Origin of the sequence: Cellulophaga algicola DSM 14237 (assembly GCF_000186265.1) — a bacterium.
Lineage (GTDB): Bacteria > Bacteroidota > Bacteroidia > Flavobacteriales > Flavobacteriaceae > Cellulophaga > Cellulophaga algicola.
Map to the genome: position 1 here is coordinate 4064352 of NC_014934.1, position 13064 is coordinate 4077415.

11 protein-coding genes and 1 pseudogene are annotated in these 13064 nt (G+C 31.5%); 5 read left to right on the top strand and 7 right to left on the bottom strand.

Annotated elements, in window-relative coordinates; translation table 11 throughout:
* Positions 1–45: 45 nt before the first annotated feature.
* From CELAL_RS17745 to CELAL_RS17765, 5 genes are all read right to left on the bottom strand, one after another.
* Positions 46–1401: a DUF2314 domain-containing protein gene (locus CELAL_RS17745; RefSeq protein WP_013552268.1), complete on the bottom strand. Its 1356-nt coding sequence runs from the start codon at positions 1399–1401 to the stop codon at positions 46–48.
* Positions 1402–1526: 125 nt separating this feature from the next.
* A complete protein-coding gene (locus tag CELAL_RS17750) occupies positions 1527–2186 on the bottom strand; it encodes a hypothetical protein (RefSeq protein ID WP_013552269.1) in 660 nt (219 codons plus the stop codon).
* Positions 2187–2329: 143 nt separating this feature from the next.
* A complete protein-coding gene (locus CELAL_RS17755; RefSeq protein ID WP_013552270.1) occupies positions 2330–2836 on the bottom strand; it encodes an RDD family protein in 507 nt (168 codons plus the stop codon).
* 12 nt (positions 2837–2848) lie between these two features.
* On the bottom strand, positions 2849–3505 hold the full coding sequence (locus CELAL_RS17760) for a sterol desaturase family protein (RefSeq protein WP_013552271.1): 657 nt from the start codon (positions 3503–3505) through the stop codon (positions 2849–2851).
* 47 nt (positions 3506–3552) lie between these two features.
* Positions 3553–4122, bottom strand: a complete 570-nt coding sequence (locus CELAL_RS17765) for a hypothetical protein (protein WP_013552272.1) — start codon at positions 4120–4122, stop codon at positions 3553–3555.
* 266 nt (positions 4123–4388) lie between these two features.
* On the opposite strand from CELAL_RS17765, the gene CELAL_RS17770 reads away from it, so the two are divergent.
* The 3 genes from CELAL_RS17770 (at position 4389) to CELAL_RS21650 (ending at position 9440) form a co-directional block, all read left to right on the top strand.
* Positions 4389–5183, top strand: coding sequence for an alpha/beta fold hydrolase (locus tag CELAL_RS17770; RefSeq protein ID WP_013552273.1), 795 nt, complete (start codon positions 4389–4391; stop codon positions 5181–5183).
* 18 nt (positions 5184–5201) lie between these two features.
* On the top strand, positions 5202–6383 hold the full coding sequence (locus tag CELAL_RS17775) for an ATP-binding protein (protein WP_013552274.1): 1182 nt from the start codon (positions 5202–5204) through the stop codon (positions 6381–6383).
* A gap of 555 nt (positions 6384–6938) precedes the next feature.
* The gene (locus CELAL_RS21650; RefSeq protein WP_013552276.1) at positions 6939–9440 is read left to right on the top strand and encodes a PAS domain-containing sensor histidine kinase; all 2502 of its coding nucleotides are present in this window, start codon (positions 6939–6941) and stop codon (positions 9438–9440) included.
* A gap of 136 nt (positions 9441–9576) precedes the next feature.
* On the opposite strand, the gene CELAL_RS17785 is transcribed toward CELAL_RS21650, so the two are convergent.
* A complete protein-coding gene (locus tag CELAL_RS17785; protein WP_013552277.1) occupies positions 9577–10137 on the bottom strand; it encodes a DUF421 domain-containing protein in 561 nt (186 codons plus the stop codon).
* Positions 10138–10449: 312 nt separating this feature from the next.
* Between CELAL_RS17785 and CELAL_RS17790 the strand changes: the two genes are divergently transcribed.
* A complete protein-coding gene (locus CELAL_RS17790; RefSeq protein ID WP_013552278.1) occupies positions 10450–10848 on the top strand; it encodes a hypothetical protein in 399 nt (132 codons plus the stop codon).
* A 62-nt stretch (positions 10849–10910) separates the two neighbouring features.
* Positions 10911–10991 (top strand): annotated as a pseudogene (locus tag CELAL_RS22880) (PQ-loop domain-containing transporter); the annotation flags it as partial.
* A 228-nt stretch (positions 10992–11219) separates the two neighbouring features.
* Here the strand turns inward: CELAL_RS22880 and CELAL_RS17795 are convergent.
* Entirely contained in the window at positions 11220–12968 is a 1749-nt protein-coding gene (locus tag CELAL_RS17795; RefSeq protein ID WP_013552279.1) for an FAD/NAD(P)-binding protein, read from the bottom strand.
* Positions 12969–13064: the final 96 nt, after the last annotated feature.

Sequence of the window (13064 nt, forward strand, 5' to 3'; positions counted from 1 at the left end):
TTCTTTTAATTATTAAGTGTTGTTTTCTAATAATTCGGAATCAGCTTATTGCGCCCTTTTACTTATAATTTCTCCTGTTTCATTTCCTTCGCTAGTGCCATCCGGATGGTAATAAATATAATCAAAAATAGCCTCTTGTTTTGCGCTTACAATAGCTCCAGCCTTTAAATCGGCGATTTGGAAAGGGTCATTTTGAAGGATTCCTGAAATAGTTGAACCTTCCCATTTGGTTACTTCAATCCACATCCATTCTTGCCCATCTTCATCAGTCTTAAACGGTGCTTTTAAAAGTATAGCATAACCAGGTTCAAGTCCGTTATTAAATAACTTTTGAAATTCAGGCAGTTTCTGTTTTGCACGATTACTCGCAGAAAGAATATCCTCCTCATGCTCAATGAACGTAATAGCATCGGTAGCACCAAAGATTGTGCTGATCAGTTCTTGCTGTTCTTCTTGTGGTGAAGAATAGCCTTTAGTATTAAATACAATCTGAAATTGTGTATTGTAATCATCTCCTTCCTGAGGTTCTACAGATTTTAGCTGTAAAACTCCTTTTTTTAATGCATTTTCTTCAAGAGAATTTAGTAATCTGCTTTTAACACTGTCATTAGCAATGTTATTAATGTCTAGCAATACTGTAGAATCTTTAGTTATTTTTGGCAGTTCTAGTAACGTTTGTCCTAACAAATTAATAAGACTCGCATAAGAATTACTGTCACGACAACTAATGTTTTCAATAGAGATGTCTGGCAAACAGAATTTTCTCATACCTAATGTTACGGCCCTGCAGAAATCACCATCACCATCTCTATATAAGTGAATAGTAAACTGACTTGTAATATCTTTTGTTTCTGCCGTAAAACTAGCAACTCTATCCTTTTTCCATGAAGTACTATTGAAGGTTTCATAGGTTATGTAATCCGTTACCATCGCAGTAGATGAATGAATTAAGCTATCAATTATAGAATTAATCTGGATTTGATCTGCTATTACATTTTCGTGGGTACCTGAAAAATTAATTAAAACTGCTTTTTTGGGACTTTGAAGACTGTTCATTTCTTCCTCAGAGAGGTTATGGGCAGAATGTTGAAGGTAGTCCATACTAGGTGCAGGATACTCGTTTTTTGGATTTGAAAATTGTGTAATAGTATATTTATTTTCTTTAACGGGAGCAGTAATAGAATCTGCTAATTTATAGGTAGGCAATAATTTTGCGACGAGTTGTTCTATTTTAAATGTAGAAATACTATCCTTTTCTTCAATGGAGTATATACCATATGAAGTATGAAAATCACTATTTTTAATGGCAACTGTTGGGGTCATATTTGCTTTTTTATCTTTTTTCTTTTCAGAGCAACTTAAAATAAAACAGGATAAAAAGATGAAAATTAGATATTTCATGGTGGTGGTTTTTTAGATATAATTGAAAATTAAATTAAGCAGCCAAATAAGGTATTTATCCTACTTTATTTTGTTAAGATAAAGACTTTCTATTAATTATAGCCCTATTTGGAGTATTCCTTCTCTTAATCTGGATTGATCTTGCTATAGATCTTTCCTTTCCAAAAAAGCGCTTCGCTAGGTTCTAAAGTATTTTTAAACTTAAAGTCAAATTCGGCTTTTATGATCCCGTTATCGTACAGGGGTTTATCTATTTTTATCGTCCCACTCCTTAAATGGAAATTATGTATTCCCAAATCTCTAATGCTATTGAATAGTACTGTAGCAGCGCATAAATCATTTTGTAATTCTAATTTTAAAGTACTGTGTGTAGAAACATTATCTAATGATTTTCCTTTTATAGCCCCATTTTGTAGTCTTTTAAATGTGATGTAATCTGTTCCTGAATATTCATACATTCTAGTTTCGGATTGCAAGGAGTGGTATATATGTGTTGTATCAATAATTTTATAAAAAGCCTGTAAAGAATCTTTATATATTTTTCCAGTTTTATCTTTCATTCCATCAATTTCTGCGGGACAATAACCATCACAGCTCAATTGACCGTGTCTGTTTCTATAAATCCCTTCTAAATAATTCCATTCCTTATTAAAAGAAAAGTCTCCTTCTAAATGTTGAGTCCACTCAATTTTTATGCTGTTTGAAGTAGCTGTAGTTTTTTCAATCGTTTTAAAAGAAAGAAAGAGTAACAATAAAAATGAAATAACTGTAATTTTTATTTTCATAAGGCTGATAAGTGTTTTAAATCGCTATTCAAATTATTAGACTATAAGAAACGACGCTAATTGTATAAAAAATAGTAGTGTTCATCACAATATTAATGATAAGCGTATTGCGCTAACTACTATAGATACTTTGTTTGTTAGAATTATTCATTTTGCATCATTTTAAGGATCGTTTTTTTCTCTTTGCGCCATATCGTATACGTTAATGTTTTCTCATTATGATAATAAATATCTTCACTCCATGCCGTACCTTCAGAAATAGCATAAACTATAAGGTTTAAAAATTGCAACTTATTTTTAGCAAAAGATCTCAAAACAGAAGGTTTATTACAATAATCATCAATAACTTCAAAACCAAGTAGCAGTTTGCCAAAGGTGCGACCAGTTAAAGTTTCTAAGATAGGATTAATTAAAAAAAGACAAAGTAGGGCCAGAAGTACAGGATGCATGTTGAAGTCTGTATAGGCGCTAATTAAAAAAAACAAGCCGTAATAAAATAGAAAATCTAATAGCTTAGATAAGATTCTTAGGTTAAATTTTTTAACGTTGGGGTTGTATTTAAACTCAAAGTCAATAGAAATATATTTGCCACTTTTAGCCTTTCGGTTTATCGTTTTATAAGTTTTTAATTCTGATATTTTTAAACTCATTTTTTAAAGTGATTACCCTTTTTTCTTTTCTGTTTTAAATAGCTTATCCCACAAGAAGGTATAAAATCCGTAGTTTTTATAAAATAATTGATGATGATTCTTATGAAAATAATTTGTAGTAAAAATTAAGAAATGAGCATTTTGCCGATGACCATTTAAGTGTGTAATTACTCCGTAAAACCAATTGAAAACTAGAAAAGCTATAAATCCATAGATATTTAACGAAAATAATAGTGCTACGACCGTGAGTAATAAACCAAAGAAAACAGCTTCCCATGGAGACATATAGTATAAGCTAACACAATTAAAACGGTCTGTATGCTCATGGTGTTTTAAATGAATTTTCTTTAAAAAACCAATGTTATGGGATGCCCAATGGAGTGCATACATTAAAAAATCCATCACTAAAAATAAAAGTATAAAAGTCAATACTATATTCATGTTAGAAAAAACGATGATTCCTTTAACCCATAATATATAACCAGGAATAGCAATTAAAATATTTAAGAAAAGGGTAAGCAAGGAAAATAGCACCTCTTTTTTTGTAAGTATTGTTTGATGATTATAGGCTTTATCCCAAAAGTAACTGACCCCTATATTTAATATATAAGCAAGGATATTTAAGGAAATTAATACTGAGAAAAATATAGTGAAGTCCTTTATATCCATATATTGTTTTTTAAGAGAACGTTATGCATTTTGTTTTTATGCGAAAATCAATCATTAAATAAGGAATCAATTATCTTTTCTTCAATCCAATAATTTAAGTAAGGTTTTAATTTTATGGCACCGGGTATATGGCTCCATCGTTCATTCTCATAGACCATTACTATTTTAAAATCTTTGCTGGTCACTATTAACTTTTTATCATCATCATACCAATAACGAGCTCCATATAGTTTTTTAAAATGTTTTCTCCCCTTATCCATAAGTGCTTCTGTTGCCTTATCCGTAAATTCTATATGAGTTTCAGACACATAATCTACTAAGGCATAAGCTTTATTTTTGTCCTTTATAATTTTGCCTATTTCAATGATTTTAGAATTTTTAATTTCAGTTTTAAAGTTGGGGTTGCTATGAAGTTCTCCAAGAAATGAACTGATCTGATCTTCAGGAATTTGTTCTTTAAACTTAGGGTATAAAGTAGCGTAAAATTCTTCTGTTTTTTTATGCTCTACTATTTGAAAAAGAGTAGCTAAATAGGAGGTAACCAGACTTTTACTTTGAGAGAAAACTGGAAACGTAAAAAGCATGAAAATAATAATCAGAAGAAGTTTGTTTTTCATTTTATTGCTGTTATTCTAGTCATTTAAAGTTATGATTACTACCCATAAAGAGATTCTTTACACCCTAAATATAGATTAATTCAAGGTAGTTTTACTTTTACATTCTGAAATTATGAATATTTCAACGTGCCATTCTTTCTAATTACCATAATGTCAACCTTACTTTTTAGTAACCTGAAGTGCTTGAATTATGAAAGACTAACTTACTGAGATTCGTTTTGCAATTAATCATGTTTTATTATCTTTGAAACTTTTAAATTTCATCCATGGATATAGTAAAAAGAAACAACGTTAAAGTCCTCGGGAACGGCTCTAAGGTTATCATGTTTGCACATGGTTTTGGCTGTGATCAAAATATGTGGCGTTTTATAACCCCTTCTTTTACGGACAACTATAAAATAATTCTATTTGATTATGTAGGTTCTGGGAATTCGGATTTAAGTGCGTATAACACTCAAAAATATGATTCTTTATATGGTTATGCTCAGGATGTAATAGATATTTGTCATGAAATGAATCTTCATAATGTTGTGTTTGTGGGGCATTCTGTTAGTTCAATCATTGGTACATTAGCCTCTTTGCAATCTCCAGGTATCTTTGAACGATTAATCTTTGTATCACCATCGCCACGGTATATTAATGATATGGATTATAAAGGTGGTTTTTCAAAAGAAGATCTAGAGGGGCTGTTAGAAGTAATGTCTAATAATTATACAGGTTGGGCTAATCTGTTGGCACCTATGGTAATGCAAAATCCAGAAAGACCTGGTTTAACCAAAGAACTTGAAAATAGTTTTTGTACCTCTGATCCATTCGTAACAAGACAATTCGCGAAGGTTACTTTTTTCTCAGACAATCGTGAGGATTTAAAAAAAATAAAAATACCTACGTTAATTCTTCAATGTACAGATGATGCTATTGCTCCTAGCAATGTGGGTGCATATATACATCAACAAATTACAGGGAGTACATTAGTAAAAATGAAAGCTAAAGGTCATTGTCCACATATGAGTCATCCGGAAGAAACAATTGGTTGCATTAAAGAATTTTTAGAACAGTAACTACTAAAAACTTAATGCATGAGTATTAATTTGGAAAATCATAAAGAGTTTTATCATACTTCCCCAGGGTTTAATTTTACGTTATCAGATGCTGGTGATGTGCTGTTTATCAATCAAAAATTTAGAGAATGTCTAGGCTATGATCTAGTGGAGCCTTTGAAAATTAACGATATACTTACCTCAGGAAGTGTCATTTTTTTTCAAGTTCATCTTCAGCCAATGATAGATCTGCAACATAAAGCAGATGAAGTTTTTTTGTCCTTTAAAACAAAAACAGGGAATACGGTACCAGTACTTTTAAATGCTATTCGGTTAGTAGAAGGAGAAATCCCTAAAATTCATTTTGCAGGTATTAATATTTCCCAACGCAATAACTATGAAAAGGAAATACTTCATGCTCGAGATGTTGCAGAAAAAGCACTTTTAGATAATTTAGAGCATATTCGTTTAAAAAAAGAACTAGAGTACAGTCAGCATCAAATAGAAGTACAGCTGCAGAAAATTGCTAATTATTCAGAGCAGCATAAGCAAATAGATAAAGTACTTTCTCATGACCTTCAAGAACCCATTAGAAAAATAAGTATTTTTGCAAGCCTTATAGAAAATATAGATCCTGAAATAGAAAAAAATATTTCAAAAATCCTCAAATCATCAGAACGTTTACGTAAACTTTTGAACCGTATGCAGCGTTTACATGCGATTGAAAATGCAAGTCTAAACCTTAGCAATGTTAGTCTAAAAGACATTATTGAAAAAGCAAAAAATAAGCTTGATATTAAGGATAGCTCATTGCAAATTACACATATAGATTCTCTTATATTTCCTGCAGATCATGACCAATTAGTTAATTTGTTCTCAGAACTGTTAGATAACTCCTTAAAGTATAAAAGAAATGAAACTCCATTAGTTATAAAGGTTACTACGGATCATTTTATGCAAAATACATTTATTGAGACAGAGGATAAATTTCAATATGGAAAATACGTACGGGTTACCTATTCTGATAATGGTTCAGGTTTTGAAAATACATATGCGGAAACTGTTTTTGAGTTGTTTTCAAAATTACATATGGATAAGGGCTTAGGGTTTGGCCTTACACTGGTAAAAAGGATTATGAGCTTACACAGAGGCACCGTTAAACTAAAATCTATAGAAAATGAAGGAACAACATTAACAATGCTTTTTCCTTTAGAAGCATAATCTTATAAACTTAGTATACCCCAAATTAGCTCTAATCATACACCTGCTTATCTATAAAATGATTTTATAAATTAGCACTTTTTTATTTTCTAAGTCAAATAATTATATGGATTGAAGTAAAACAAAAACGTATTGCTAGGTATATTTGTTCCTAATAATTTGATGTGGTATAGAAATGCTGAATTTCATATAGTACCCAATTTTTACTACTTAAAATAGTAGCCGTTATTTTGGTGAATTGATTTTCTCAATTTTATTTTAAAGCCGTTTTATTTACTCACAGAAATAGAGACGTATTTATTATTTTTTTTACTAAAATTTTCTAGATTATTTTTAGATTTGAATAGGATTTTGATGAAAGGAAGCAATACTTTTAATTATAGGAGATATGAGGTCCTTTTTTAAAGCGTACCAACGTCTAATTCATCAATTACAAGTATTTGGTAGCGGCCTAACATATTTTTATAAGAGCGGACTAAATTAGTAGCCGTACAATACATCATTTTATACATACAATTTTCAGAATACACTAACAGTTTTGTAGTACTATTACTTATGAATGACAAATTAAACCATGAAAATATTACTTTTCTAGAGGATGGAGGGCAAATGGGAGAACTTATGCGTCTCTATCCATGGAGTGACACTGCATTGGGAGCTCCTGAAAAATGGCCCCAAAGTTTAAAAAGTACATTGTCTCTGGTATTAAATTCTCACTATCCCATGTTATTGTATTGGGGACCAAACTATTATTGTTTTTATAATGATGCCTTCAGAATTAGTTTAGGAAGTAAAGGGAAGCACCCTCGTATTTTAGGGATGAAAGGGGAAGAGGCGTGGAGTGAAATGTGGAGTACCTTAGGTCCTTTGTTAGATGGGGTAATTACTGATGGAAAACCAACTTGGCGTGAAAATATGTTTCTGCCTATTAATAGAAATGGTACACTAGAAGATGCTTATTGGACTTTTGGGTATAGTGCTATTAAAAATGAAGCTAATGTAATTTCAGGAGTACTCACCATATGCACAGAAACAACCGCTAGCGTTGAAGCAGTAAAAAAACTAGAAAAAAGCGAAGACGATCTTAAATTTGCCATTGATGCTACAGATTTAGGAACATGGGATTATGACCCTTTGAATGATAAACTAAAGACAAATGACCGGATAAAAGGTTGGTTTGGTTTAGATGCTAAAGAAGAAATAGAATTATACCAAGCTACAAATGCTATTATTGAAGAAGACCGGGAAAGAGTTAATGCTACTATTCTCAATGTTTTTGATTTTAACTCTGGCGGTAAATATGATATTACTTATACTATAAGAAATAAACAAAATGGACAGGAAAGATACGTTAGAGCACTAGGGAGAGCATGGTTTAATGAAGACAAAATAGCATATCGTTTTAATGGAACTTTACAAGATATTACCGATCAACAAAAGAGTTTAGAAAAATTAAGAGTTAATGAAAGTCGCTTTAGACGTTTGGTGAAAGAAATTCCTGTAGGAATATGTATATTAAGTGTAGATAATTATGTCATTAATGTAGTTAATGATATGGCGTTACTTATCTGGCAAAAAACCTTAGAAGAATCCCATAACCAACCATTGTTTAGTGTTTTAACAGAGATTAAAGAAGGTATAATTCCAATATTTGAAGCACTTATAGCAACAAAAAAGGCCCAATATGGTAATGAATATCCGTTTGTTCTGGAGCGTAATGGAATAAAAGAAACTGGGTATTTCAATTTTATTTTTGAACCCGTACTTAATCAAGGAGAAGTTTCTGAAATAATGCTGGTAGCTTTTGAAGTTACAGCTGCGGTAAAAGCCAGATTTGAGTTGGAAGAATCGGAACGACAATTCAAAAATTTTGTAATGCAATCTCCTGTATCAATGGGAATTCTACGAGGTTATGAGTTAAAAGTTGAAATGGCTAATGATAGTTTATTAAAGACTTTTTGGCGTAAAAAAATGCATGAAGTAGAAGGGAAAGGATTATTAGAATTATTTCCAAACCTTAAGGATTCTAAATACCCTCAGGTTATGCATCATATATTAGATACCGGAATTCCAGTTTCAGAAAAAGAGTCCTATGTAACTTTTGAAGAAAAAGGGAGTCGCTGGGAGTTTTATGTAGATTATGATTATGTTCCTTTGAGAGATTTAGACGGGACCGTAAGTGGCATAATGTTTACAACAACAGACGTTACAGATCGTGTAGAAGCAAGACAAAAGACAGAGCTTTTTTCTAAAAATTTAGAGAACCAAGTTATTCAAAGAACCAATCAATTGAAAGAAGCTAATGATAAACTGCAACTCTCCATTCGAAGTTTAGAAAATAGAAATAAAGAATTAGAAGCTTTTGCCTACGTTTCTAGCCATGATTTGCAAGAGCCATTGCGTAAAATTCAAATGTTTGCAGATAGAGTAGCGAGCAGAGATTTAGAGAATTTATCGGATAAAGGTGTTCAAGATTTTAATAAGATTATTAGTTCGGCAGAACGCATGCGGACACTAATTGAAGATTTGTTAGCATTTTCCCGTACGTCTAATCACGAAGCTAAATTTGAAAAAGTAGATTTACAGGTGTTATTAAAAGATGTTATTGATACGCTTTCTGATAAAATTAAAGCAACTAAAACAAGCTTAGAATATGATGCTTTGGTGACGGCTTCCGTAATTCCTTTTCAAATTCGGCAAATTTTTCAAAATATTTTAGAAAACGCAATGAAGTTTGCAAAAGAAGGTGTCTCCCCAATTATTAAAATTAAGACATTGCAAGTTTCTGGAGAACATCTAGAACATCTAAATCTTTTGCCAGAAAACACCTATACTGAAATTACCTTTATGGATAATGGCATAGGGTTCGCTCCTCAATATGGAGAACAAATATTTGAACTTTTTCAACGCTTACACGGAAAATTAGAGTATAAGGGTACAGGTATTGGTTTAGCAATTGTAAAAAAGATTGCAGAGAATCATCATGGTACTATTATTGGCATCGGCAAAGAAGGTGTAGGTGCAGAATTCAAGCTTTATTTACCCTTGTCTTCTTAGAGGTAGTTATTTTGATGTATAGCTTTAGTTTTTAATTATGTGGCACTGATAGGAACATGAGAACAATAAGGGTTCTAATGATATGCTGCTTAGATTGTTTTTGATGCTCTTAAAAATCTAAGTGGATCATAAGGGATTATCTCCCGACATCTTCTAGAAGCCATGGGTCTATTTGGTCTTCATTGTTTTTATGAAGTACAACCATATCTCCAGTAGTTTCAAAAATGACAGCTTTAACCTCAGAAAGTTTCACCACATTTGCTTCTCGGAGTTTTGAGCGTAAATCTCCTTCTGTAACACGTACTTTTTTCATATTTTCTTTCAAGATAAGCTCCCCATCCATTAGTAACGTTGGTTGGTTATCTATTAAGTCCCTAAATTTTTTATAACGACGAAAGTATGCTGCTGCTAATTGGAGTCCATAAACAATTACGAGACCTATGGCACCTTCTATTAAGCTCACGGTGTTAGATAATATGGTCGTGGCAACCATAGATCCTATAGATACAGTCATTGCAAAATCAAAACTAGACATTTTAGAGAAACTTCTCTTTCCAAACAATCGTGTGTATATAATAATAGCCAAATAAATACCTACGGCAGAAAGAGTAATCAATGCTATAGACTGTTGGTCAATATTTAAAAGTTTATCAAGTATGGGAGAATTTGTGGATTGTATCAGTACAGGAAGTATCATAATTGTTGCTTTGGTTGTTAAGTAATATAGTGCAATAACGCATCGCAATAAAGTTAATACTTACACTTGTTCCTGATTAACTGTATACCAAAAATTAGGTGTTTTATTGATTAATAAACCATTGATTTTTTGGATATTCAAATTTGATGCGATTTTACGTCTTCTAAAAAAGGACAACTTAAATTATCAGGGTTCATTTTTTGTTTAAATGGGTTCATAAATATCTTTTTTTTGCAATATTTTTAATAGAGACAGAAGTTGTTCTTTAAAGCGAATAACTGCTGTTCGTATAAACCTATAAAATAAAGGAAGATGAATCAAGAAATAAATGATGCGTTAAATGAGATTACAGAAATCCATTTATCATTAAAAGAAATATATCAAAAGCTTTCAGAAGAAAGTAATACAGCTTTAAAAGATACCTATGAAAAGAAGAAGAATCATTTTGAAGAATTATATAAAGAAATGATACAACTTATTTACAATTTAGGCGGCAAATACATTGAATGTAAAAATCCAACAGAACAAGAATTACAAGATCTCATCGCAATGATTTCTACTAATAAAGGGGCAATATCTAATGAGAAAATAGAAGGAAAGATAGAAACTTTTAAAGATGTGGCAAGGCAAAAATATGAGGTGGTTCTTAAAGCGCATAATTTTTCTGAAGATGAAGAAGAGGTTCTAAAAAATCATTTGAGAAAACTATAGCTTTAATGATCTCTTATGGAACTTGAAGAAATTGTTGGGTTTTAGCACGTGTATTTACTACAGGTGCTGCTCTACCTCAAATTATAAAGGCTTGGAAGACAAAAGAAGTAAATGATGTCTCAACATGGATGTTTATTGTATGAATTCTAGGGGTTTCGTTATAGACTGCTTATGGTTTTTTTCTTAAAGATTATCCAATACTTATTACAAACGGAATTTCTACTTGCTTGATTGGTTTGATGTTATTGTTAATTTTTAAATATAGAGCAACAACAACAAATGCTAATTAATGAAAACTATAAAGAGAGTAGGTAGGCTTTAGACTTAACTACGCTCTTTATTTTTAGTTTTTTTTTCAAGTTTATTATTTACTATTCAACGTCAGCTTTAAATTCATTGATGAGATGGCCAACAGCAAGGCTACTTGCTAATTCACATGCTTGCAATCCAAAAGAATAGGGTCTTAAACCGGAAGTGTGTGTAAAGGATAAATCATATACATACGGAACTGGATTTTCCTGTACATCAATTATTTGAAAATTGGTAGAAACACCAATCCCTTTTAATCTTAAGTACCAATTTTTTTCATTTTTGATAAGATTATCTTGGCTTTTATCACCAATTAAAGCATACATTTTTTTAATATTAGCCACTTTACTTTTTGCAGGACTAATAGTACCAGAGGTCACTAAAGATTGAAATGGAAAATTGTCTAATGAGATGGATTTCTGACCAGAACACGTAATAAATTTTTTATATGAAATCTTTTCACTTGCCACTGCTATTACCGTTTCCTTCTTATCATTAGAATTAGCACTTAGAATCTTGACCGCACCTTTTTTAAGTTCTAATTTTCCTTTTCTATGAAGTGCTAGCATTATTTTTGCAGACTCTAATGGCATTGCAGCAATTACATTTAGTAGAAATGGCATCACTTCGGTATTAAAAATATAGTGATCTTCGGCAGATAATAATTCTGCATGAAAATTTAAGGTATACATAAGATCATCAATAACTTCTTTCCAATAAACGGGTTCTTCTAAGTTTGCCGCTTTTTGGGCTTCTTTTAATTCTGATTGCATCCCTTTAAAAGGATCTGAATACTCGTGCATCTCAGACATTTTTTTTACGAATTCTAGAATTCCAAAATCTTCATTTTTTAGTAATGCAACAATTTCAAGTAATTCATCAGTGTATAACGCTTTTCTTAAGGTAGGTTTACATACGCAATCAAAATAAGTGTTTAAGTTTAGAAACCCATTTTCATCAACCAAATCAAGCAATGTTTTTTTGGTTATATGCCTATACACCTCTCTTAAGGGCTCTTTTTGTTCATATTGTAAATGAGGAAGCCAGCCATTTAAATCATGTAAAACAATTTTAAATTCCTCCGTATGTTTGTCAGGAATATATTCAATTTCTGAATCATTAATTGTAAAATGACCATGTCTTCTGGATAAAGAAGAAACTACATCAAAAGCACTTAAAGAAGCCCCCAGAACACCAACGGTGTAGTTGTCATAATCTCCTTTTTTGGGTAGTATTTTGTTTATAGGCCAAGGAGATGCAAAATAACCTATTTCAGGATGATCATCATTGATCCATTCATGACCTGAAGCGATAATGACCGAATTACATTCAACTGATTTTTTATTTAGAATCTTTAGTTCAAATTTTGGTATATCGCCCTTTTTGACAATGTCAACTACCTCTGAGTTACAGCATTCTTTCATAGTAATACCTGCATTTCTTAAAATTTCTTGGTAATGTTCGTATTCACTTTTAAAATAGTGACCAAGAACTAGTCTTGGATAAATTGCCGTTTCAGAAATTTCGTAAGGTGTTAAACTCAATGTTTTTAAATGCTCAACGGACTGCCTTTGTAACCAAGTAGCTAGCGACTGGCTTAGCATTGGAATTTCTTCTGATGAAATGTTAGACATATTACACATTTCTGTATATTTCTCTGAATAAGGCATACCCACACCCGCATTATCTTCCTTTTCAAATACATAAATTGTTTTAAGTTCTTTTGAGACAATTGCTATATTTTCAGCCAAGTTTTTTAAAATATAAATGGCTGTTGGACCACTTCCTACAATCCCTAAGCTTTTTTTCATGCCCATGCTTTATTTAGTTTCTAATTCAAATTAAACCTACAGTTCAACTTATTTTCTAACGAACTCAAAGTAAAAAAGTAAAACCCTAAAAACCAA